This is a genomic window from Fusibacter tunisiensis (assembly GCF_016908355.1).
Classification (GTDB): Bacteria; Bacillota; Clostridia; order Peptostreptococcales; family Acidaminobacteraceae; genus Fusibacter_D; species Fusibacter_D tunisiensis.
In genome coordinates this window covers 38,158-62,882 of the sequence record NZ_JAFBDT010000015.1, presented here as the reverse complement: position 1 = coordinate 62,882, position 24,725 = coordinate 38,158, and the positions used below count along the sequence as shown (strand labels likewise).

The window sequence follows — 24,725 nt, the reverse complement described above, 5'->3', positions numbered from 1 at the left end:
CTTTCACCCAATGGGTGAAATCGATTGATTTGCCTAAGTATTGATATTTCAACAAATAAAGCAGTTTTTATACTTCCCCATGCAGAATAGGGGTAATATACTGGTTTAAGAGTCGAGAATACTTTATAATTGAATAAGGAAAAAAAGGAGTGTGCCATGCTTAAATTATTACATGTTGCTGATATTCATTTGAATCATATATATGGGCGTTACCCGAAACCTATTTCAGAAAAGTTGAGAAACCATCATGAAAATGCGTTTCAAAACAGCATTTCATATGCACTTGCTCAAGAAGTGGATGCGTTTATAATTGCAGGTGATCTATTGGATCAGGAATATCCAGACTTTCAAATAGAGCGACTTATTATAAATGGAATAAGGCAGCTGTTAAAAAATGAAATTCATGTGTTTTACACACCGGGTAATCATGATTTCTTAGGGGTTGCAAGCTGGGGAAGGGATTTGACTAAGTCTTCATTTTTTCATTACGCCCAAAATCCCATTCCTGAATCATATGAATTTCACACCAAAACTGGTGTGAAAGTTCATCTTACAGCCTGTGGACACAATCAAAAGAATATTCAGACAAATGTTATTTCTCAGTTTCCAGAAAAATCTGACGGAAATATTTGGATTGGTGTGGCTCATGCAAGTGTTGATGCGCATAAACTACATGATCCATACATGCCAGCTGTTCTTAAAGACATACAGGCGCTGAATTATGATTATTTTGCACTTGGTCATATACACAAACGAGAAAAGTTATCTTCAAAGATTGCTTATTCAGGATCTATTCAAGGACTTCATGCCCTTGAAACGGGTTTGAAGGGCGGATATCTTGTTACAGTGGATGCTTACCAAACTCATATTGAGCCTATAAATTTTTCTGAGGTTGTTTGGGAGAACTTGACTTTAAATGTGGCATCATGCAAGGATTCAGAAGCCTTGATTCGTTTAATTGTAACGTCACTTAAGTCAATGCATCAAAGTTCAAAATTCAACCATATGATCCGTATCCAGTTACAAGGTCGAAGCAAAATTTACAATTTAATGCAAGGTGATGTGTTGGATCAAATAAGCGCTGAAATTATGCGCGAATTTGATTGCCTATACTTAGAAATTAAAGGGGAGGGTCTCGAACCAGAACTTGATGTAGAGACTTACAAAAAAGAAAAGACTGTTTTATGTGATCTTTTGGATCAATTAGACAAGTGGCAAGATATTCCGGAACTTAAAGAGAAACTTTTAAATTTGCCGATTTTTCCAACTCATTTTGACAACATTCAAAAAGTTGAGTTTGTGGATGCAAAATTATTTCAGATTCAAAATGAAGTGCTGAATAGGATGGTGAAATAGACGGATGCAAATAAATTGGATTCATTACAAGCATTACGGAAAATTACAAAATAGACGTTTTGATTTTGAGCCGGGATTAAATGTGTTTTGTGGCGAAAATGAAGCGGGGAAATCGACTCTTTTTCATAGTGTGGTAGACTTGATCTATGGATTTGAGCCTGCAAATCGTGACCAAAATCTTTATACCAGTTGGAATGAGAATCGCATAGAATTTAATTCTGAAATTTTTCAAAACGGGGAACTTTTTCATGTTATGCGACGTCTTAAGAGTACCCCCAAATTTACAATCACCGACAACTTAAGTCAACAGGCAAAAGTTGGGCGAAACGAATCATTACCTTGGGTAGATACTGTAGGGCGAAAGTTATATACAAATGTTTTCCATATTACTGCTGAAGCATTGAATTCTTTTGATTCAACTTCCTGGCAAGAAATACAAGACCGACTTATAGGCACTTTTGGCCTCGACTATTTAAATCGGCCAACAGAAGTTTTATCTGAATTGGATAAAGAAATAAATGGACTTTGGCGCAAGGACCGGAAAGGTGCGCCAAAATTAAACAAACTGATGCATCAGAAATCAGATTTGGAACATGAAATCAGAGTTTCTAAGAAGGCTTATATAGATTTGAATAAGCGGGAAGCAGACTTAGAAGAAAAAAAAGAAATTTTGAAACAGAAAATTACAGAAAAACGCAATCAGACAGAAAAGCATAAACTTTACCGCATCTTGTTACCGGTAAAAGCTATTATGGATCAAATGACCTCTATTAGAAAGGAATCCTTGAATCTAAATTATCAGGGTCATTTACTAGATGACTATCAGGCGTGTGCACGTCAAATAGATGCGTTGAAAGACCAAGTTTCAGAAAGTAAGGCAGCCAGCCAATTGATTCTGGGAAAATGTGATAATTTCAGTGATAGGGACCGACTTGTTTTGAACAGCCTAGACGTCATAAAACGGCTTGAATCGTCTGTTAAAAAACAGGATGTTTTGGAGCAGGAAGAACACGAATTATCGAGCAAATTGCTTGAAATTTGGTCAGAAATGGAACGTCAATTTCAACTTGTTTTAAATCAAAGCCCGTCAAAAAAATTAATGGAATCGGTATTAAAAATTCATCCTTTTGAGGTGAAAAACGATGTACAGACCATTATTGATTATGAAAAAAGGAACGCCTATATTGAATTAGGTCATAAAAACAACAAAAAGTTAAAAGTAATTTTAGGTGTTAGTTGTTTAATCACAGGTGGTTTTTTGGTCGGTACGCCTCATAGTTTAAACGGGTTAACATGGCTTGGTATGATTTTGCTGGGGATATCTCTTCCAAATATTTATGGTGCATTTACCCGTAATAAGGAAGCCCTTATTGATACCAGTACTCTAAAAACACAAGTATTGTCTAAAATGAACGGTTTTAATATCCCTGATTATGTGTGGACAGATGCATCTTTTGTATTTTTCCTTAAACTCGAACAACTGTCGGGTTTATGTGTCACCTATAATCAACTTTCTGGTCAACTTGAACACGTAAAAGCGAACACCAAACAAGTCTGTGAAGATATGATAACATCGCTAACTCAATTGGGCATTCAAAGTGAAGGCAATATAAAGCTTTCTGCACAAATGGTACTTATGGATTTTGAAAGACTAGAAAATAGAGCTATTGTTCAAAAACAAGTTGATTTAGAACTTGAGGCTTCAAGACGTGAAACTCAAAAACTTGAAAGTCGAATTTTGGAATTGGCATCTAACTGTCAAAAATTAAGACATCAAATTGCGAGTTATGGTGATGGTGACTTTAAACGTGGGTATAGCCTTGTGGAAACATATTATGACAATCAAAAAATATTAAGACACTATGAGATGGAACTCGCTGATAAAAGTGACGCAATTCGGGAAATTAAAGCCTTGAAAAATGAAACGCTTTTATCAACAAAAGGCATAATTGAACTGGAAATTGAGATTGAACACCTTGAAGGTCAGATTCAAGATTTGATGCTGGAAATTAACAGCGAAACACTGGCAATTGAACATGAAAAGACTAATTATGACATTTTGGGCGTTTCAGAAGACTTGCAAAAGACACTTGAAACAATTGAAGTTACAAAGGAAAAACGCGATGTCCTCATGTTGTCTAGAACTTTTTTAGAATATGCAGACATCACTTTTAGATCTGAAAATCAACCTGAAATTATACAAAAAGTGAGTGCCTACTTAGACACAATGACCAATGGCAAATACAAACGGATTCTTTTGGACGAAACTTCTAGAGAGCTCTCCCTTTTCTTTCAGATGGATGGTGATTTGGTACCATTAACGATGGCTTTTAGCAAGGGGACTTTAAATCAATTGTTTTTAGCCTTTAGACTCGCAGTCATTGATTCTATGGACCCCAATGGCAACCTGCCTATTGTGTTGGATGAAGCTTTAATAAATTGGGATTCGGATCGATTGAAATCTACTGTGTCTGTTTTGAAAGAAGTATCTAAGAATCGACAAGTGATTCTTACAACCTGTCATGACTGGATGGCAAAAATAATTGAATCGATTTCTGGAACAACTTGGATAAAATTGTAGGGGGCATATTGTGAAAAAAGAAGTGCTGGATGAATTGGCTTTTGAAAAAAGCAAACGTGAAATATTAAGGCAAAATCATGAAAAAATGATGCCGAAGCAAGACGAAAGTGGTGAACGGCGATATGCTTGGGAACTTGAACTGGAACAGTATCGGAAATCCAAAAGGTTGAAACGGTATTTGATTTTAGGCGCGACACTGGGCATTATAAGTTTTGTAATGCAAGTGGTCCTCATTTTAATAGAATTTTAAGAGAATCTCTCTTGCATGTTAAGTGATTAACGATATAATGTTTGTGATAACAGTAAACAGAAAGGAGGAACCTATGACGAAATCAAAAGAAGCAGTAATTGAAATACGTGACCTTAGAAAAGTATATCGAATTGGAAATGAAAAGGTTGTCGCCTTGAATAAAATTAATCTAACCATTCAAAAGGGTGAAATATGTTGCGTACTTGGGACATCTGGTTCTGGAAAATCTACGCTTCTCAATATGATGGCTGGGCTTGAAAAACCATCCAAGGGAACAATCATGATTAAGAAGTCACCCATAGAAAAAATGAATGAAAAGAAATTGGCAAAATTTAGACAGAAGCATATTGGTTTTATTTTTCAGTCCTATAATCTACTCCCTGCTTTGACAGCGGTAGAAAATGTCTCTATGCCCCTTATTTTTAGGGGGATGCCTAAGTTTAAACGGCAACACATAGCGACAAAATATTTGGACATGGTTGGACTAAAAGATCGAATTCGACATAAGCCAACCCAGATGAGTGGTGGTCAACAACAACGTGTGGGAATTGCTAGAGCGTTTGTAGGCAACCCAGAGATTATTTTTGCCGATGAACCCACAGGTAATTTAGATACTAAAACGTCTATTGAAGTAATGCACATTATGTGGAAAATGGCGCGCGAAAAGGACCAAACAATTGTCATAGTGACCCATGATCCAGAAGTAGCACTTTATGCAGACAAAGTCATTCATATCCGGGATGGCGATATACAAAGTATAGAAATAAGGGACGAAGATGATGTTCTAGAAAAGTACATCAAACCTTACGAAGAAACGTACGCAAATGATTAGGAGGACTACAAATGAAATCAAAATTAGCAGTATTTATGATTATATGCGTTTTAATGATAACATTACCAAACGCAAGCTATGCACAATATGATGCCTATAAACCCATACTTGGCGTTGTTCAACCAGCTGATGTACAAGTTGTAAGAGTTGGTGAAACCAATACGTTTACTGTTACTGTTAAAAACAGTTCGTCTATGGCGGCCCGTATGGTTCGTGTTTCACTTTCAGGCGACCACCCGTTTAGAAGTGATATTAATGACTTAACTGAGAGTATTACGTATCTAAATCCAAACACGAGTAAAGACGTGACATTTAGTGCGGACTTAAGTCCAACTGTTGCTTCAAGAATATATGACTTTGATATTGTTCTAGAATATTATAATTATTATGATTCTACCTATTCAAAAGTAGAAAAAGGGTATGTAAAGGTGGAAAATGACAATGTGGAGCCAATTATTGGATTGGTTAAAACACCAAATTCAGATCCCGTTATTGAGCCAGACACGGCAGCTTCTGTTGCATTTAAGTTGAAGAATACAGGAACTGTCGCTGCAAAAGACCTTAGAATTACGGCCAGTGGTTTTTCAAATCAAGGTGTTGTGCTCTACAATGATGTAGAAACTAAAGCTGTAAAGGAACTTGGGGCTGATGAAACAAGTTTGGTCTATTTTAATATTATTTCAGGAAAAGATATGCAGTCTGGGACTTTTCCAGTAGACATTGAAGTGGCTTACAATGATGACTTTGGAGGCACGTACACTCAAAAATTCACATCATATCTCACATTGAACGCTCCTGAAGAGGAAGAACTTGATGTGGAGATGGCAATTGAAAATTTGAAGGTTCCGTCAAAAATAATTCCAGGAACTGACACTGAAATTTCATTTGACGTTGTAAATACAGGTGAAGGCATAATTGAAAGAGCTGAATTGACATTGACATATCCAGGTGAATTTATATCTAAATCATCTTCAAAAGTTATTGTTAAGGATTTAGATCCAGGTGAAAAACAGTCTTTTAGCTACAAAATTATGGCGCGTGAAGAAACTGAGACAGAAAGCTACCATGCTTATATTGAATCCGTGTTTTATGGTGAGGATGGGTCTTTTGAAACGGCACAAAGAGCTCAGGAGTATGTAGGTCTTTATGTGGAAAGTGCCAATGAGGGCGCGAGCAAACCAAAACTCATTATTGACAATTACGAATATGGTGGCGAATACGTTTATGCAGGTAATCCATATGTTCTGAATCTTGAGATTAAGAATACAAGCAATTCAACTGGAACGCGAAATATTAAAGTGACTTTGACAAGTGAAGAAAATGTTTTTACACCTGTTGAGTCATCCAGTTCATTTTTCATACCTGCAATTGGTCCTGGCGAAGTTCACCAGCATGCAATTGATTTAAAAACAAAAATTGATGCCAATGTAAAGATTTATTCTCTCACAGTTAAAATGGATTATGAAGATAGTGATGGAAACGCCTATGATCAGAACAAGAATCCATATGAAGAAACTGAATCTTTAAGTGTGGCGGTTGCACAGCCTGTAAGGCTTGAAACATCAGAATTATCGGTTCCATTTGAAATTTATTCTGGACAACCATTTTATATTGAACAAGAGTTTTATAATATGGGAAAATCAACTATGTACAATATGATGGTTAAATTAGAAGATGTCGAAACCAATGAAGGCAGTTATTTCGTGGGGAATTTTGATGCGGGCAGAAGCGATTATTTTTCCGCACAAGTTTATCCAAGTGAAGTGGGTGAATTTAGTGGCACTTTAGTATATAGTTTTGAAGATGCTCTTGGAAATGTAACCACTATGGAAGAACCCTTTACTTATGTTGTAATGGAAGCAATGAATTTTGAAGAACAATATCCGATGGAGCCTATGGAACCAGAAATGCCAATGGAAGAAACAGAAAGTAATATTGGAAAATACATTATTGCAGGCATAGCAATTCTTGCAGTAATTCTATTCTTTGTATGGAAATCTCGTAGAAAGAAAAGACTTGCCCGCGAATTGGAGGCGTTTGATGAATAGTTTGGATTTGGCTTTAATGGGCATCAAGAACCTCTTGCGCCGAAAAGCTAGAACCATCTTAACTGTTCTTGGTGTCATGATTGGCACTGCATCCATTGTGGTGATGGTGTCACTGGGGCTCGGTATGGACCGTGCCTTTGAGCAGCAATTAGAGTCTTATGGTAGCCTGACTTTGATTGATATTTACAATAATATGATGTATGAAATGTCAGGGGATGGTAGCAGTAGCGAAGGTCAACTTTACCTTAATGATGATGCAATTGCACAAATTGAAGCAATGGATCATGTGGAGTTTGCCATTGGCTTTAAGCGATTTGACTCAAAAATTTATTCGGGTAAATATGAAAGCTATACCAATGTTAAAGGTGTGGATTTTGATAAATTGGCTTTAATGGGGATTGACCTAAGTCAGGGCACAATGCCAAGCAAAGAGGGTCAGTATGAAGCTTTATTTGGATTTCAAGTTTCCCAGAATTTTTATGACCCAAATTCAAGAACGCCTTATATGAATCCACCACAGATTGATATCTTTGAATCAAAAATAGAACTTTTACCAACCAGTCAGTATTTTGAAGGGCGTCGTCCAAGAGGCTATGTACTCAATCCAACTGGAATCACTTCGGAAGATGACTGGAATTATGCGTGGGATATTTTCATGGATTATGAGACTTTTGAGAAGCTTAAAGCAGACTTTGATCGGAAAAATCGTACAAATTCTGACACTCAAAATGGCGGGTCTAGACGTAAAGAGGAAGATAAAAATCAATACGATGAAATGAAAGTCAGTGTTGATGAAGTGGATAACGTCCAAGAAGTACAACAACAGATTAAAGATATGGGCTTTGAAGCCTATTCACTGACAGATGCACTTGAAAACATGAATCAAACATCCAGTTTAATTCAAATGATTTTAGGTGGTATTGGGGGTGTGTCACTTTTTGTTGCGGCAATTGGGATTACAAATACAATGGTTATGTCTATTTATGAACGGACTAAAGAAATTGGTGTCATGAAGGTCATTGGTGCGCAACTTAAAGATATTAAAAGACTATTCCTTTTTGAAGCAGCAATGCTTGGCCTTATAGGGGGGTCCTTTGGCATAGGAATCAGCTATGGCATCTCACTTGTCATTAACAAATTGGTGTCAGGTATGGGCGGCGAAATGGGGTATATGGGGGCGTCGATACTGTCCTATATACCAGCTTGGCTTGCACTTGCTGGCCTTGGATTTGCAACGATGATAGGGCTTATTGCTGGCTATTATCCTGCAGTTAGGGCAACAAAGCTCAGTGCATTAGAGGCCATAAGAACTGAATAATAAATTGAACACTGCTCACAGAATTAGAGCAGTGTTTTTTTTATGCAATATGATATACTAGTAAGGAACGGTTTTACTGGAGGTGTAAAATGATGACCCTATATTGGTATAATGGTGATTTAGAATTTGAACAAGAGAAACCCCGCTTTGAAACACCGCCGGTTTATGAAGTTATACGTGTGATAGATGGGGAACCTCTTTTTTTCCAGGAACACATGATTAGGTTGTATCATTCTCTTAAACTTGTGCATTTGATCATTGGCTATGATGAAATCACGTTCTATAAAGCTATAAAAAAACTTGTTGTGAAAACCGAACTTGAGAACAACAATTTTAGGATTGAAATTGGAATAAATAAAACTGGTAACCTAGGCTGTTTAATATTTCCAGTGCCGTCTTTTTATCCAACAGATGAAATGAGAGGGAAAGGTGTGACACTTTCATTGGGAATGGTTGTTAGACAAAATCCACATGCAAAAGTGTTCTATGAAACGTATCAAGATCAAATTAATCAGTTGAAAGCTGAAAAAAATGCCTATGAAATCGTATTGCATGATTCAAGTGGCAAACTTTCTGAAGGCAGCAGGTCCAATATTTTTTTTGTAAAAAATAAGACCCTGTATTCAGCAAAATCAAAAGATATTCTCTTGGGCATTACACGAGAAAAAATTATAGAAGTGTTAAAAACATTGAAATTTGAATTGGTGGAACAAGATATATATGTTAATGAAATAACGCAATTTGATGCTTGTTTTATGTCTGGAACCAGTGTACATGTGTTGCCGATTCGATCGATTGATCATGTTGACTATTTATCTGTCGAAAATCCGGTTATTCAAGCGCTTGTAGATGGTTTTGGTAAAACAGTATCTAGAGATATTGAAACCACAAGGAGGCTTTACAATGACTAAAGTTCATGAACGTTTTTTGAAGTATGTTGCTTTTGATACAGAGTCTGATCCCGATTCTGAATCGTGTCCTTCATCTGAAAAGCAAAAAGACTTGGGATACCATTTACTCGATGAAATGAAGTCCATAGGCATTCAACAGATAGAAATGGATGCTAATGGCTATGTTTACGGGGTGATTCCGGCAAGTGACGGGTGTGAAACCTATCCTAAACTTGCTTTTATTGCACACATGGATACTTCCCCGGATTTATCAGGTGCAAATGTTAAAGCTAGAATTGTTAAAAATTATACTGGTGAGCCCATTGTATTAAATGCTGAAAAAAATATAATATTAGCCCCTGAAGATTTTGAGCATTTGGGGCAGTATGTCGGGGATGATTTAATTGTAACCGATGGGACAACACTTCTTGGTGCAGATAACAAGGCAGGGATTGCTGAAATCTTGACTATGGCTGAAGTTTTGATACAGAGTCCTGACATCAAACATGGTCCAATTAAGATTGCGTTTACACCAGATGAGGAGATTGGTAGGGGTGCAGATCGTTTTGATTTGAACAAATTAGATGCTGATTTTGGCTACACTGTAGATGGTGGCGAATTGGGAGAACTTGAATATGAAAATTTCAATGCAGCAACTGCGAAGATTAAGATAAATGGCAGTAATATTCATCCAGGCTCTGCAAAAGGGAAAATGAAAAACGCTTTATTAATTGGGATGGAATTTCACCAAATGCTTCCAGCATTTGAAAATCCAGCATATACTGAAGCATATGAAGGATTTTCCCATTTGAATGATTTTGGCGGTTCAGTGGAAGAAGCATCCATGCTTTATATTATAAGAGATCATGACCTAGAACTTTTTAATCGGAAAAAGAGTCTTTTTGAATCTGCTGCAACTTTTATCAATCAAAAATATGGGGCTAATACGGTAGAATTAGGCATAACAGACTCTTATTTTAATATGAAGGAAAAAATACTTCCGCACTTCCACCTCATTGAAAATGCACAAAAGGCTATGGAACAGTTGAATATAAAGCCACTTATTGTTCCAGTTAGAGGCGGGACAGATGGTGCACGGTTGTCTTATATGGGACTGCCTTGTCCGAACCTTTTCACAGGGGGACATAATTTTCATGGTAAGTATGAATATATTCCAATTCAGTCAATGGAAAAAGCCGTTTCAGTTTTGATTGAAATTGTAAAAATCTACGCTCAATAAAATAAGGTGATTTATAAAAAAGGAAATCGTTGCTTTAGGATACGATTTCTTTTTTTGCGTAAAAAAACAGGCAATGAAATTTTGAAAATTTCCTTTGCCCGTTAATGATAATATAACACAGAAATGAATTGCAGTCTAGTATTAATGGGTGATTGTTGTAGAATTATAGTATCACTTTAGATGGAGGTCTGTAAATATGCTAAAAAGAATTTACGCAATGAGTTGGCACTATGGGAAGCATCTTATATTAATGAACCTATTGCTTCTCTTAATATATAGCGGTGAAATCGTTATTCCTCTTATTTTTAGTGATTTTATTGACGCGATTACAGGTTGGAACCCCGAAATAACGGACACAAGCTTTATCGGGCGTTCGATTATTAGAATTGGGTTTTTGGCAATTCTAATAATTGTAGCCAAATATATTTATGGCCTTGTTTCTACATATGTAAGTGGAAAGGTTAAGAATGATATGATCAATGCCTTGGATGAGAAAATTGAGAACGCACCACTTGCAGAACTAAAAAAATACAATCCAGCAGCTTTGAATAATCGACTGTTTAACGATGCGATTACATGCATTCAGTTTGCACTTGACAATCTTTTGGTTGCGATAATTAAACTAATTAGCACAGGTGTGCTATTTTATTTGATTTATAAGGTCAGTTATTTGCTTATTTTTGCAGTGGTGGTGGCTTTGGTTGCAAATATTATTGGCATCATCATAACGAATAAGCAGGTATATCGTAAAGGCTATGCAGTAAGAGATCAGACGAACATGTACCATGCAAAACACTACGACAGATTGTCTACAATTAGAGAAACTAAAGTGAATTCTTGGTATGACAGTTCTGGCATCGAAATGAACACCACCTTTAAAGATCTGTTAGACAAAGAAATAGCAATGGCAAAAGTACTGGCTACCATAGAAAATATAGGCGTTTTAACCCATAATCTATCTTTAATGTTGGTTATTTTGATTGGTGGAAATTTAGTTTTAAATGATGGGATTACCATTGGACAATTGATTTTAGTGACGACATACACACATATGTGTATTGGCAACTCTGATTATTTTTTGAAACTTGGGCAGGGGTACCAGCACGCCTTATTGTGCTATAAACGGTTAAAAGAATTTTATGCTATGGAATGCGAGCCTAATGGCAGCGAGGGTATAGATCATATCGTGTCTGTAGATGCTATAGATCTAGGATTTCAATATGTTGAAGGCGCCCCCTTATTTGAAGGGAAAACTTTTTCCTTTAATAAAGGGAAAATCTATTGCATAAAGGGAGAGAACGGCCAAGGGAAAACAACATTGATTGATATTTTGATAGGTATTAATTCTAGATTTAATGGCAACTTATTTTTTAACGCATGTGACATAAGATGTTTAAACATGAGAAGCATTCGGCGTGAAAAGATATCTGTTGTATTACAGGAGCCAATACTTCAAAGAATGTCTGTAAAAAAGAATTTAACGAGAGGGATATCTGAATATGAACTCAATGAATTGCACGCCTTGTGTCAAGCCTTTCATATAGAAGATAGTGTTGCGCATGATGACGTGGATCATTTATCAGGTGGTGAAAAGCAGAAGGTCGCACTGATTCGGGGACTTTTAAAAGAATCTGAAGTGTTGATTCTAGACGAACCTGTTTCTGCGCTAGATTCTGAGGGTGTTGAAACGCTTAAAGAAGAATTGCTTAAGCGTAAACATAAAATGATTACTCTGATTATTAGTCACAATGAAACTTTATTTGATATCGTTGATGAATTTATAGTCTTAAAGTCATAAAAAGGGTGGGGATTTGTAAATCCCCACCCTTACAAGTGTCTTACTGTTTGGTGTAATAGCGTTCTTCAGACTCTTCCTCTTCCTCTTCCTCTTCTTCTACATCCAGTTCAAAATCATAATGGGTTCTTCTTAAGAGGAATAAACCGATTAAAATAAAGGCGGCATAGACTAAAAGATCCAAATCGAAAATACTTAAATGTTCAATAAAAAGGAGCGCAGATATAACGCCGATAATGACACCTGTTCTGTAGTTTTGTTTGCGATTATAACCGAAGTAAGCTTTTTGAAAAGCACCAATTGAAATGCCCAATAAGAGTACAGGAAAGAATAAGTCCTCTAAAAAGTTTGGTAGAAACTGGTGCATTAAAAAATAGGTGCCAATAAAGACCATAATAGGTGCTGTCATAAGTTTACTGCTTCCGCCAATTCCTTGAAAGTAGTCATTTTCAGCCCGAATTCCAATGTAGATGAGGACTAAAGGCCAAAAATCCCATATGTTAATATGTACAAGATTGTAGTGATTTAAAATTAATAGACCACCAGTTAAGATTAATAGGATTCCCAAAAAACGATTTTTATGTGTCATAATAATTACCTCCTTTCTTATTATCATTTAAATGGGTTAAGAATACGTTAGAAATTACTTAAAATAGGATTATATTGACACCCCTATTTTAATTCAAAGCAACACCTGTTGACAAGGGGCATTGGATTGATTATAATATAAACAATTTTATAAAAGCCTGTGACAATGAGGAGTAAATGTACTTAAGTAATAGAGAGAAGGGTTCGTCGGCTGTAAGACCCTTTTGCTGGAAGGCATTGAAGGTAGCATTTGAGGCGATTTACTGAACGTATAGTAAGTATAGTAGGTAAATCCGGTTAAAACCGTTATATTTGTCATGAGTGTCAGTTCAAATGAACTGAAATTAGGGTGGTAACGCGGTCCATTCGTCCCTTTGTGGGATGAATGGGCTTTTTTTATGAAAATTTTTGGGAGGACATTATGCAGAGTAAGTACAATCCAAAAGACTTTGAGGACAGAATCTATCAAGCGTGGTTGGATCAAAAGAGTTTTAGCGCAAAAGTGAATCCGGATAAAAAACCGTATACCATTGTGCTGCCACCACCAAATATTACAGGACAATTGCATATGGGACATGCACTTGATCAAACACTTCAAGACATCTTAATACGCTTTAAAAGGTTACAAGGCTATGAAGCCCTTTGGCTTCCAGGAACGGATCACGCAAGTATTGCAACAGAGGTTCGTGTTTTAAAATCAATTGAAGAAAAAGAAGGCATAAAAAAAGAAGCACTTGGTCGAGAAGCATTTTTAGAGCGGGCTTGGCAATGGCGTGATGATTATGGTCGAATTATTGTAAATCAAATGCAAAAACTAGGGTCTTCCTGTGATTGGGACAAAGAGCGATTTACAATGGATGAGGGCTGTAATGATGCTGTGACAGAAGTTTTTGTAAAGCTCTATGAAAAGGGCTTGATTTACCGGGGAAATAGGCTCATCAACTGGTGTCCAGATTGTAAAACGACTTTATCTGATGCTGAAGTTGAACATGAAGAAAAACCAGGTCATTTTTGGCATATTAAGTACCCAGTGAAAGGGACAAATGAATATCTTGAAATTGCCACTACGAGACCAGAGACGATGTTGGCGGACACGGCAGTTGCTGTAAATCCAAAGGATACGCGATACACCCATTTGGTTGGGAAAATGTGTGTTCTGCCACTTATGAATCGTGAGATCCCAATTGTTGCGGATGATTATGTGGATTTAGAGTTTGGAACAGGGGCTCTAAAAGTAACGCCTGCACATGATCCAAACGATTTTGAAATCGGTCAGAGACATAACCTAGCGCAAATCAATATTTTGAATCCTGATGCGACGATGAATGAAAATGCTGGAAAATATCAGGGATTAGACCGGTATGCTTGCCGGAAAGTACTTGTTGAAGATTTAAAATCTGAAGGGTATTTGGTTTCGGTGAAAGACCATCCACACAATGTAGGTACTTGTTACAGATGTCATACAGTTATTGAGCCAAGAGTATCTGACCAGTGGTTTGTCCAAATGGAACCTCTTGCAAAACCTGCAATTGATGTGGTTCAAAATAAATCCCTTAATATTATTCCGGATCGTTTTACAAAGGTTTATTTAAACTGGCTTGAAAATATAAGAGATTGGTGTATTTCTAGACAACTGTGGTGGGGCCATCGAATTCCAGCTTATTACTGCGAAACATGTGGTGAGATGCATGTTGCCAAAGAAATGCCTGATGTCTGTACAGGGTGTGGGGGGAGCCGATTTAGACAGGATGAAGATGTGCTGGACACTTGGTTTTCTAGTGCTTTATGGCCTTTTTCAACATTGGGATGGCCCAATAAAACACCTGAACTTGACTATTTTTATCCAACCAATGTTTTGGTTACTGGATATGACATTATCTTTTTCTGGGTTATACGGATGGTATTTTCAGGTCTTGAGTTGACAGACAAACTACCATTTGACCATGTGTTTTTACATGGACTTGTTCGTGATGCTTCTGGCAAAAAAATGAGTAAATCACTTGGAAATGGTGTAGATCCCCTTGAAATTATCGATCAATATGGTGCAGATGCTTTAAGATTTATGCTTGCAACTGGAAACAGTCCGGGCAATGACTTAAAGTTTCAAATTGAACGTGTGGAAGGGTCTCGGAATTTTGCAAATAAACTTTGGAACGCTTCTCGGTTTGTAATTATGGGATTGGATAATACCGATACTGATTTTGACGGAACAGAGGTCTTTACTTTGGCAGATAAATGGATATTATCCCGTTTATCAAATGTTGTATCTGAAGTGACGGAAACACTTGAAAAATTTGAACTTGGACTTGCTGCTGGGAAAATATATGAGTTTACATGGAATGAATACTGTGACTGGTATATTGAACTTGCTAAGAAAAGACTTTACGGAGAAGATCCAAATGAAAAACGTACGGTTCAAAAAGTACTTGTTAAAGTTTTAAAAGACATCTTAAGAGCGTTGCATCCGTTTATGCCATTTATAACTGAAGAAATTTGGCGGTTTATGCCAGGCGAAAAAACGCTCTTGGTGACAGACCATTGGCCAGTTTCAGAAGAAAAATGGTTAGACGAAAAAGCAGAATCTGAAATGGCATCTTTGATGGATGCAATTCGAAACATTCGTAATGTCCGTGCGGAAATGGATGTAATACAGTCACGCAAGGCCAAATGTATTGTTAAAGCATCTGACCCTGAAATTGGGGCGCTGTTGGTCGCACAATCTGAGTATTTGATAGCGCTTGCCTCTTGCTCGGATGTTGTTCTTTCTGATGAAGGAAATGCAGTTCCAGAAGAAGCGGTATCGACTGTTATTCACGGCGCTGAATTGTTCTTGCCTTTAGACGATTTGGTGGACTATGTGAAAGAAATGGACCGTCTCACAAAAGAAAAAGTAAAATTAGAAAAAGAAGTTTCAAGAGTGGTTCAAAAGTTAGCCAACGAAGGCTTTGTAAAAAAAGCCCCTGCCCACTTAATTGAGGAAGAAAAAGAAAAGCAACAGAAGTATGAAGAGATGTTAGAAACAGTAAATAATCGTATTGCACAAATTGAAAAGAAGCTATGAGGGATATAAAATGAACTATTCAGAAGCTTTGAACTACATTCATGGAACCTATAAGTTTGGCAGTAAACTGGGACTTGATAACATTAAAGACCTATTGAATCGGCTGGATAATCCTCAAGAGCGGCTTAAGGTTATTCATGTTGCGGGGACAAATGGTAAGGGATCAACTTCTTCGATGATTTCAACAGTTCTTAGGAAATCGGGTTACAAAACTGGCTTGTATACATCTCCATTTATTGAAGTTTTTAATGAACGCATGCAAATTGATGGGACTATGATTTCTGATTTAGAACTGGCCCAACTCACTGAAATTGTAAAAGTTAAGGTTGAAGAAATGGTGTCAGAGGGACGGGCCCATCCTACTGAATTTGAAATTGTAACGGCTATTGGGTTTTTGTATTTTGAAAAAAACAAGTGTGATGTGGTGGTTTTAGAAGTTGGCTTAGGGGGGAGACTTGATGCTACAAATGTAGTGACTTCGCCCGAAGTTGCTGTAATTACCCCGATTGATTTAGACCATGTTGCTTATCTGGGAGACACAATTGAACAAATAGCAGCTGAAAAGGCAGGGATTATTAAAGAAAAATGCCATGTTGTCTCTTACCCACAAAAAGAGTCAGCGATGGCTGTTGTGAAAAGGGTTTGTGAAGGCCGTGGAGCTGTGCTGACTGAAGTTTCGTTTGAAACGCTTAAGAATCGTAACTCTACATTAGAATATCAGCGGTTTGAATTTGAGGGCAAACCTTATCAATTGTCTCTCATTGCACCTTATCAAATTGAAAATGCAGCTGTAGCCATAAAAACCATCGATGTGTTAAGGGAAATTGGGTATTCTATTTCTGATTTGGCTTTACAGCAAGGGCTTAAAGAAGCCAAATGGATGGTACGGATGGAGCGCGTCTCAAGCGACCCTTTGGTTATAATAGATGGTGCTCACAATGTTCATGGTATAATTGGTTTGAGAGAGATGTTGCGGTTGCATGGGAAAGATTATTTTGTTGTAGGGGTTATGGGTGTGTTAGAAGATAAAGATGTGACCCATATGTTGGATATAATTGTCCCAGAACTTCAAGGCATTATAACAACAAAACCAGACAATCCAAGAGCGATGGCTGCAGAAGATTTAAAAAAGATGATTCAAGGTGTACCGGTGCTTGGGGCCTTTGACTCTGTTGAATTAGCGATGGCACTGGCTATGAAAATTGAGGCTGATTATGGAAAACCGCCTTTAATCGTATGTTTTGGTTCTCTGTATATGGTAGGTAGGGCAAGAAAATGGATAATTGAAAAGACCTAATAAAAAGTACACTTTTTTCCCGGTGAAAAAAGTGTACTTTATTTTGTATAAGCGCGAATTGCAATGCTTGAATTTGATCTAAAGTCTTGATTGGAAACCTTATAAGTGTCATACCCAAGATAGCCCTCCTGTGGGGCACTTGTTACGGTATAAGACATGTGGGGATAAGGGGCTTCAATTGGAATAAGGAAAGGTGTTTGTCCCTTAAAAATCACCTTAATATGAAAACGTTGATTGATATCTAAAGCAAGTGGATTCTTGAGTTCAATTGTGTGATATCCAGGAAATCTAATGAAGTGTTTTGAGTCAAATGTGTTTTCGCTGTCTTTTGCAGACTTATGACCTGTATAAATTTCTATATGTGTCGGACCATCTGTGTATAAGCCTATGGCGTATAAATGAGTCGGATGGTGTTTCGACGCGGTATAGGTGTTTGCCGCCCAAACTGTGCTTTGTGCCCCAAACCCATCAAAATGGGTGACGCCAGTTTCATCATAATAATGGACTTGTGACTTGTCTGCAGGCTTTATTTTTGTCAGAGCATAGACTTCAGATAAAACCTGGGCGTCTTCATAAGAAATATAGAAAAGACCTTCTTTCCCCCAGTTGGAACCGAAACTGTTTTGTGCAATAAATGCACCGTTTTGCTTGGGTTTATTTCTGAAATTGTGCCTGCTGTAGGTATCATCCCAGCCAACAAGCAAAACATTATGTGTCATTGGATTATTGGTAGAAGGGTTGTAATAAGCGCTTTCGGGTTCATTGAAAAAACCTGTCCTATTGGGTTCGTAAAAAACCGATGCGATTACACTACCCTGGTTTTGAATGTGCCATTTTATAGCTTGTGGTTGATTGGATATGTTTTCATATGCGCTTAACCAATAGGGCATGTTGCCATCATTGTCAATAGGGCCTGTGTGGTTTAAATAGTAGGTCGACGCGTATTTAAAATGACCACCGGAAGTGTTGGTGACCGGGACTGGGGACGCATCAATTATATGCTGGTCATCTAAATACAAAAGGGTATTAAAATGCTTTTTGACATAAAGGCGAAATGCAGTATTTGCTGCAATAGCCCAGCAATTGCTTGAACTGCCTTGATCTGTCGAGAAGTCTTTGATGTCCACCGTTTCATATGTATTGTAAGTCAAGGGCATATTAAAGTGAGTCGGCATCTGTTTGGGTAAAGTTATTTGCATATTCAAAACGACAACAAAAGTTGCCGTTAGTGTTGCAAGAAATCGATTCATATAAAACTCCATTTAATCTGATGAATCTAGCAATTTATTTAGGATATCTCCATAAAGGTACTGCGCTTTTTTTTGCCAATTGTCGCATATGGTTTTTGCATGTTTGTTTGACACCACGTTTACCTTGATATCCATTAAAGTGTAGATGCCTTCTTTAACGCTCAGATGAACCATGTAATCGTTGTCATCTTCCTTGGTATAATCTGCTGTAATATTAGTTTTTATCACAAATGATTTTTTCTTTGAATCAACACTGTCATTAATCTTGCGTCTAAGAGATTGAGAGACACGATCTGAAAAGAGCTCCAAAGTGTTTTTGCCACTTTCAGTGATGATATAATAGTGTTCGCCTTCGCTGTCTGAATATTCCAACATGGAGGAGTCTACCAAATCAGTAAGGTATTGCTGCAAATCAAAATAATTCATGATATCATGCTCCAGCACAAAATCAGTCATTTGTTGATTGGTTAGGGGCACTGAAAACTGATTGAGAATATAGAGCAATTTAATTTTCGATTTAAGTTGTTGATCTGGACTTATTTTCAAAAATAAATCCCTCCTTTAATTTCTTGCGATTACCTAAAATCTATGGAATAGTATAGCACAATCCATATATAAACACAAAAGAAAACAATGATTCAGGTATGAAAATCACGGATTTGAGGGTATAATAAAAATAACATCTGAAGGGAGGCTGAAAAGTTATGAAAAAGATTTTGCTGGGACTTTTGTTTTTAGTTACATTTGGTGGCCTAATGGGTTGTGCTGCTCAAGTAGAGACTCAAGTGTCAGAAATAGCAAGTGAAAGTCCTCAAGTAACAACTGAAATTACGACAGAACCAGAAACAGAACCGGAAACAGAACCGGAAACAGAACTGGAAACAGAACCTCCAGTGGATTACAAAACCATTAAACCGAATGAATCGGGAGAAATTATGATTGTTATGTATCATAATTTAAGTGAACGCAATTCTGAGTATGCACGTACAGTTGAGTCTTTTAAATCTGATCTTCAAAGATTGTACGATATGGGATTTACAACAATTCCAATGTCAGCTTTTATAAATGGCAGTTATGACGTGCCTGCGGGAAGGACGCCAGTGGTCCTTACCTTTGACGATGGACATAGGACAAATTTCAATTATCTAGAAAAAGAGGGTGAAATAGAAGTTGATCCCAATTGTGTGGTGGCCATTTTGGATGATTTTTATGAAAGAAATCCCGAATTTGGCAGATCAGCTGTATTTTATTTAAATGCTGGGAATCCTTTCGGTCAGCCTGAATACATTGAAGAAAAACTACAGTATCTGTATGACAATGGGTATGAAATTGGAAATCACGCATACGATCATGAAGATTTAAGTGTCCTTAACGCTGAAGGCATTCAGAAGGCTTTAGGTCGAAATGTTCAACATTTTAATCAAATCAATTCACAACTGCAAATGGCTTCTTTAGCCCTTCCATATGGTAAAGCACCCAGTTCGGATTTGTTGAGGCAATATGTTGTAGAAGGCGACTATGAAACGGCTGCGTATCATAATGAAATTGTCTTAAAAGTAGGGTGGAAACCAACGCGACCAATATATTCAAGTGGGTTTGATCCTTCAAGGGTACATCGCGTTCAAAGTGGTGATGGGGACATGCAGTTAACGTGGTGGCTTAATCAATATGAAAAGACGCCTGAAAAACGATTTATAAGTGATGGACTTGCGAACAGAGTTTCTGTACCAAATGCATTTTCAGAGTCTATCAACATGGATAAACTTGGAGAACTTGAACTCTTTTTATATGATCCAGAGTCATAAGGAGGCCTTATGGAATTGCTGAAATTTGAGTGGATTGGAATTATATTTTTTTTCATTGTACTTGTATCGATTCAATACACATTAAACAAAATATTGTTTATTTTAAAAGAAATAAAAAGCGAACTGTATCGCCGAAAATAACTACATAAAAAAAGGCACTTTAGAAACGTCTTCGTTCCTCAAGTGCCAATTTTTTTTATAAAAGAGTGGTTAATAGATATAAATAATGAGCGGAGATGCCGGCCATTACCCCACCGATTGTATGCGATAAAATAGCTTTTGAGGAGAGTTTTCTCACGCCCAGCGCATCCATCATGCCAACATGGGTGGAAAGATAACCACTCCAGCACATGCCCATAGCGGTAAAGACAGCAATATCGCTAGGCCCAATAAGCCCTTTAGCAATGAAATCTTTTACAAGGCCCATAGCTGCACCTACAGAACCCAAAGCTGTAATGGGGAAAGCAATAGCTTCGGCGCTTGTAAAACCAAATAGCGGGTTTAAAATTGGGCTTAAAAGTGCACCGAATTTCGGAAACAATGCAACCCCTTCTTTTTTTGCGCCTGTGTAGACTTCAAGACCTTCTGGTGTTATAGAAGGACCAAAAGTAAATATCATAACCAGTGTACAAATAATGACAACGCCAGGAATAATAGCAAGTCCCAATTCAACACCTGTTTTACCACCTTCAAGTGTTGCGTCAAGGACCCGTTCGAAAATATTACCAACGCGTACTTCTCTTAATTTGTTTAAGTTATCATTTGCCGGAATAATCTCAGTTTTGTTATGTGTCACATCATAAAACTTTTTTGTGTGAACCATCATAATTCGGACACTGAACACACTGCCAATCACTGCACCAACATTTCCCACAAGTACAGGAATGATGTATTCAACACCATCTCCCAATCCAATCATATAGGTGGTTAGAATGAGACCCATTCCAAAAGCGGTCCCTAGATTACATAGGGTTGGCAGTTGGTAGTCTAGGAAATACTTCTTAAACCCCTTGTCCTGAGCCAGTGAAATAATGGCTGGATTATCGGATAGGTAGGTGGTGAGCATTCCTAGAGATGCAGCACCAGGAAGGCCATAAACAGGCTTCATGATTGGAGAAATAATCTTGTTAATCAAAGCAACGACCCCGAATTCAGATAAAAGCGCTGCAAATGCGCCTGCTAAAACTGCAACAGCCATAATAAAAAACACAACGTCAATCAAGAGATAGTGCGCTGTGTTCATAATGGTGTTGAACATCTTATCAACGCCCATTTCAAGTGATAAGTAGACAGCTATAGCCCCAAACAAAAATAGAAAAACAAATGTTTCTAGGGTAATAGCCTTCTTTTGCTTTGTTACGTGTTGCTCCATATATAACCCCCCTTAATACACTTATGATTTCATTTTACTATTTGATGAAGCAACAATGCAATGAGTTTCAATTCTGAAAAATATTAATTTCCCGTAATGGGTTAAGTGTGATTTGAATGCTTGAAAATTGGTATCTTATAAGATAAAATAAAAGTTAAATCAAATAATGTATGGAGGCTAACATGAGTATAGAAAATAAGAAACGAGAAGTACTCCTATCAAAGGAAACAATTGACAAAAGAGTGGCTGAGTTAGGACGTGATTTATCGATTGCTTATCAGGATAAAAATTTGCTTGTTATTTCACTTTTAAAGGGAAGCTTTATTTTTACCGCGGACTTGGTAAGGAAAATTGATCTTCCTGTTCGAGTGGAATTCATGACCACTTCAAGTTATGGACATGGTGAAAAAACCACCGGTAAAGTTAAGATTGTACAAGATATAAACGTAGATTTAACAGAATATGATGTGCTTATCGTGGATGATATAACCGATTCGGCCTTGACCATGACTGGTGTTATAGAAATATTAAGCAAGAGAAATCCTAAAAGCATTAAAGCTTGTGTTCTTTTGGATAAACCGAGCAGACGTAAGGTGGATTATGAACCGGATTATGTTGGCTTTGAGATTCCAGATCAATTTATTGTGGGATATGGGTTGAATTATGGTGATTATTTTAGAAATATCGATCATGTTTTTGCTTTTGTAGATTGATGGTAGACCCTGTTTTCAAATTGAAAGCAGGGTGTTTATTTGAACTGAATGGGGGGCGCAATAGAATGAAATCGCATACTGAACGCTTAACATATGTTAAAACAATGAGACGTACGCTTCATAAGATACCAGAGTTAGGACATGCAGAGTACAAAACATCGGCCTTTATAAAATCTCAACTGGACCAAATGGGCATCCGTTATGAATCTGTTCTTGAAACAGGAATTGTTGCCTTTATTGAAGGCATAAGACCTCAAAAAACTCTAGCCTTTAGAGCAGACATGGACGCCTTGCCAATTGGTGAAGAAACAGGCGAAAGTTTTGAGTCAGAACATCCAGGCATGATGCATGCTTGTGGCCATGATGGACATATGGCAATGCTGCTTGGTCTTGCAAAGTATTTATCAGATCCGGAAGTAAGCGTTATGAATCATATTGTTCTGATTTTTCAGCCTGCAGAAGAAGGACCTGGTGGTGCAGACCCACTCATACAGGCGGGTATTTTTGAGACGTACAAAATTGATGAAATTTACGGCATTCATGTTTACCCAGAATTGGCGCAGGGAAAAGTATCCAGTTGTCCTGGCCCTATGATGGCCATGGTGGGAGAATTTGATCTTAAACTTATTGCTAAATCTGCACATGGTGCCATGCCTAATATGGGATTAGATGCTGTTTTAATTGCATCTGAAATGGTTTTAGGACTTCAGTCTATCGTTTCCAGAAATATTGACCCAATAGAACCTGCAGTGTTAACGGTTGGGAAATTCACTTCAGGGGAACGGAGAAACATTCTTGCAGGAACTGCAAATTTGGAAGGCACCATTAGAGCCTACAATCAGGATGTGTTTCAAGTTATTATAAATCGGATTAAAACATATGTCCAAGGCGTAGCAGCAGCCTACGCGATTGAATACGAACTCGAAATACGAGATTTGTATCCGCCTGTTGTAAATGATGTAAACCTTTATGAGACTTTTAAAAAGGTTAATGGTGATCTTGCAACCATTCAAAAGCCCCAAATGATCAGTGAAGATTTTTCATATTATCAGAAAAAAGTGCCTGGACTCTTTTATTTCTTAGGTGTACGAAATGAAGAAAAGGGGTTTGTATATCCCTTACACCATCCAAAATTCAATTTGGATGAACAGGCTTTAATGGATGGCATCGAAAGTTATATTCGGTTGCTAAAGTACACGAATAGCATAAAAGATGAGAGGTAGGTGAGGAAGTGAACACGAATCATTTTAAAATTAGTGAAGCCAATCTGCTTTTTCTTGTGTTGGCTTTTGTGTTTCTGACATTGGGTGCTTATGTTCAAAGTGTGGATACAATTATTGGACTGATTATTACCGAATATGGCATATTGCTCTTACCCATTTTAATTTATGCATGGGCAACTAAAAAAGACATAAAGCGTGTTTTTAGACTTAAAAAGATTCCCTTTAAAGTCGCTATTTTGATAGTGGTTATGGCACTTTTTCTAGTTCCAGTAATTGCACTGGTGAATTTGCTTGCTTTGTTTATTATTGAATTGTTCAGTACATCTGTGGCAGTGCCGATTCCAACAGCCACAAGTTTAGGCGATTTGATCCTCTATCTTTTTGTTATTTCTTTTACCGCGGGTGTTTGTGAGGAATTCTTTTTTAGAGGCATGGTGTTAAACGCTTATGAGAATGAAGTTGATATGAAACGTGCGGTAATTTTTAGCGCGGTATTATTTGGTGTCTTTCATTTTAATCCTCAAAATCTATTGGGACCCATTACACTTGGCCTAATATTCGGTTACTTGGTTCAACTGACAGGTTCTATTTGGGCCGGGGTAATTGCCCATGCAGCCAACAATGCCGTTGCAGTTATTATTGGATTTGTTGTGAACCTTAGCAGCAACGGTGTATCATCAGAATATGTGGAAGGCTTCCAGTCAGATCCTGTTTTAGATGCACCCGAAGTGATTTTAGGCGTCATTGTATTTTATGCTATTTTATCAATTGCTTCTTTTGTAGGTGTTAAGGCAATGCTTTCAAGAATAATGCGGTATTATCCAAGATATGAAGTAGGAGATACCTTGCTTGTTAAAGCGAAACCCTATGAAATAATTACTGTTGAAGATGAGACCCTTCATATTGAGCCTAGGTTTACAACCTCTGGTCCAATTGTACCAATGGTTACAGATCTTCAACGTTTAAAAGAGGTTAAAGCAGTTTCCAAGTATAAGATTTGGCGTGGTGATGGCATACGTGTAAATGCGATGAAGTTGTTGCCATTGGCTGTGACCCTTATTTTTTACGGGTATGTGATTTATAGTGTGTATGTGGTGGGGGTGTAG

20 protein-coding genes and 1 other annotated feature are annotated in these 24,725 nt (G+C 37.4%); of the genes, 16 read left to right on the top strand and 4 right to left on the bottom strand.

Translation table 11 applies throughout. The features are described 5' to 3' along the window. Positions 1-156: 156 nt before the first annotated feature. The 9 genes from JOC49_RS09230 (at position 157) to JOC49_RS09190 (ending at position 12,313) form a co-directional block, all read left to right on the top strand. Positions 157-1,356, top strand: coding sequence for a metallophosphoesterase family protein (locus JOC49_RS09230; RefSeq protein ID WP_204664617.1), 1,200 nt, complete (start codon positions 157-159; stop codon positions 1,354-1,356). Between the two features lie 4 nt (positions 1,357-1,360). Then, positions 1,361-3,937: an ATP-binding protein gene (locus tag JOC49_RS09225; RefSeq protein WP_204664615.1), complete on the top strand. Its 2,577-nt coding sequence runs from the start codon at positions 1,361-1,363 to the stop codon at positions 3,935-3,937. 10 nt (positions 3,938-3,947) lie between these two features. Then, the gene (locus JOC49_RS09220) at positions 3,948-4,187 is read left to right on the top strand and encodes a hypothetical protein (RefSeq protein WP_204664613.1); all 240 of its coding nucleotides are present in this window, start codon (positions 3,948-3,950) and stop codon (positions 4,185-4,187) included. A gap of 73 nt (positions 4,188-4,260) precedes the next feature. Further along, positions 4,261-5,019: an ABC transporter ATP-binding protein gene (locus JOC49_RS09215; RefSeq protein ID WP_204664611.1), complete on the top strand. Its 759-nt coding sequence runs from the start codon at positions 4,261-4,263 to the stop codon at positions 5,017-5,019. An 11-nt stretch (positions 5,020-5,030) separates the two neighbouring features. Beyond that, complete coding sequence (locus JOC49_RS09210) at positions 5,031-7,067, top strand: COG1361 S-layer family protein (RefSeq protein WP_204664609.1); 2,037 nt, start codon at positions 5,031-5,033, stop codon at positions 7,065-7,067. Beyond that, a complete protein-coding gene (locus JOC49_RS09205) occupies positions 7,060-8,385 on the top strand; it encodes an ABC transporter permease (RefSeq protein ID WP_204664607.1) in 1,326 nt (441 codons plus the stop codon). Before JOC49_RS09210 ends, JOC49_RS09205 begins: the two co-directional genes overlap by 8 nt. Positions 8,386-8,474: 89 nt before the next feature. Then, a complete protein-coding gene (locus tag JOC49_RS09200; RefSeq protein ID WP_204664605.1) occupies positions 8,475-9,296 on the top strand; it encodes an aminotransferase class IV in 822 nt (273 codons plus the stop codon). Beyond that, entirely contained in the window at positions 9,289-10,515 is a 1,227-nt protein-coding gene (gene pepT / locus JOC49_RS09195) for a peptidase T (RefSeq protein ID WP_204664603.1), read from the top strand. The genes JOC49_RS09200 and pepT overlap by 8 nt, the downstream gene beginning before the upstream one ends. A gap of 196 nt (positions 10,516-10,711) precedes the next feature. Then, the gene (locus tag JOC49_RS09190) at positions 10,712-12,313 is read left to right on the top strand and encodes an ATP-binding cassette domain-containing protein (RefSeq protein ID WP_204664601.1); all 1,602 of its coding nucleotides are present in this window, start codon (positions 10,712-10,714) and stop codon (positions 12,311-12,313) included. Between the two features lie 40 nt (positions 12,314-12,353). Here JOC49_RS09190 and JOC49_RS09185 read toward each other — a convergent pair whose 3' ends face one another. Further along, positions 12,354-12,899, bottom strand: coding sequence for a LiaF transmembrane domain-containing protein (locus JOC49_RS09185; protein ID WP_204664599.1), 546 nt, complete (start codon positions 12,897-12,899; stop codon positions 12,354-12,356). A 150-nt stretch (positions 12,900-13,049) separates the two neighbouring features. Then, positions 13,050-13,275, top strand: a binding site (T-box leader). Between the two features lie 44 nt (positions 13,276-13,319). Here JOC49_RS09185 and JOC49_RS09180 point away from each other — a divergent pair. Together JOC49_RS09180 and JOC49_RS09175 are read left to right on the top strand one after the other, a co-directional pair. After that, on the top strand, positions 13,320-15,959 hold the full coding sequence (locus JOC49_RS09180; RefSeq protein ID WP_204664597.1) for a valine--tRNA ligase: 2,640 nt from the start codon (positions 13,320-13,322) through the stop codon (positions 15,957-15,959). Between the two features lie 10 nt (positions 15,960-15,969). Further along, positions 15,970-17,256 (top strand): bifunctional folylpolyglutamate synthase/dihydrofolate synthase, encoded by a 1,287-nt coding sequence (locus JOC49_RS09175; protein ID WP_204664589.1) that lies wholly within the window; start codon positions 15,970-15,972, stop codon positions 17,254-17,256. Between the two features lie 38 nt (positions 17,257-17,294). Here the strand turns inward: JOC49_RS09175 and JOC49_RS09170 are convergent, their stop codons facing one another. Then, positions 17,295-18,506: a lectin like domain-containing protein gene (locus JOC49_RS09170; protein WP_204664577.1), complete on the bottom strand. Its 1,212-nt coding sequence runs from the start codon at positions 18,504-18,506 to the stop codon at positions 17,295-17,297. Positions 18,507-18,518: 12 nt separating this feature from the next. Further along, positions 18,519-19,052: a DUF4364 family protein gene (locus JOC49_RS09165; protein ID WP_204664575.1), complete on the bottom strand. Its 534-nt coding sequence runs from the start codon at positions 19,050-19,052 to the stop codon at positions 18,519-18,521. Between the two features lie 158 nt (positions 19,053-19,210). On the opposite strand from JOC49_RS09165, the gene JOC49_RS09160 reads away from it, so the two are divergent. Then, positions 19,211-20,311, top strand: a complete 1,101-nt coding sequence (locus JOC49_RS09160; protein ID WP_204664573.1) for a polysaccharide deacetylase family protein — start codon at positions 19,211-19,213, stop codon at positions 20,309-20,311. A gap of 9 nt (positions 20,312-20,320) precedes the next feature. Beyond that, positions 20,321-20,452, top strand: coding sequence for a hypothetical protein (locus tag JOC49_RS13380; protein ID WP_279381207.1), 132 nt, complete (start codon positions 20,321-20,323; stop codon positions 20,450-20,452). A gap of 55 nt (positions 20,453-20,507) precedes the next feature. On the opposite strand, the gene JOC49_RS09155 is transcribed toward JOC49_RS13380, so the two are convergent. After that, a complete protein-coding gene (locus JOC49_RS09155) occupies positions 20,508-21,683 on the bottom strand; it encodes a CD0519/CD1768 family membrane protein (protein WP_204664571.1) in 1,176 nt (391 codons plus the stop codon). A 188-nt stretch (positions 21,684-21,871) separates the two neighbouring features. On the opposite strand from JOC49_RS09155, the gene hpt reads away from it, so the two are divergent. From hpt to JOC49_RS09140, 3 genes are all read left to right on the top strand, one after another. Then, on the top strand, positions 21,872-22,396 hold the full coding sequence (hpt, locus tag JOC49_RS09150; RefSeq protein WP_341534673.1) for a hypoxanthine phosphoribosyltransferase: 525 nt from the start codon (positions 21,872-21,874) through the stop codon (positions 22,394-22,396). Positions 22,397-22,461: 65 nt separating this feature from the next. Beyond that, entirely contained in the window at positions 22,462-23,619 is a 1,158-nt protein-coding gene (locus JOC49_RS09145) for a M20 metallopeptidase family protein (RefSeq protein WP_204664567.1), read from the top strand. Between the two features lie 8 nt (positions 23,620-23,627). After that, positions 23,628-24,725 carry a CPBP family glutamic-type intramembrane protease gene (locus JOC49_RS09140; protein WP_204664565.1) on the top strand — a complete coding sequence of 366 codons (1,098 nt, stop codon included), beginning with the start codon at positions 23,628-23,630 and terminating at the stop codon, positions 24,723-24,725.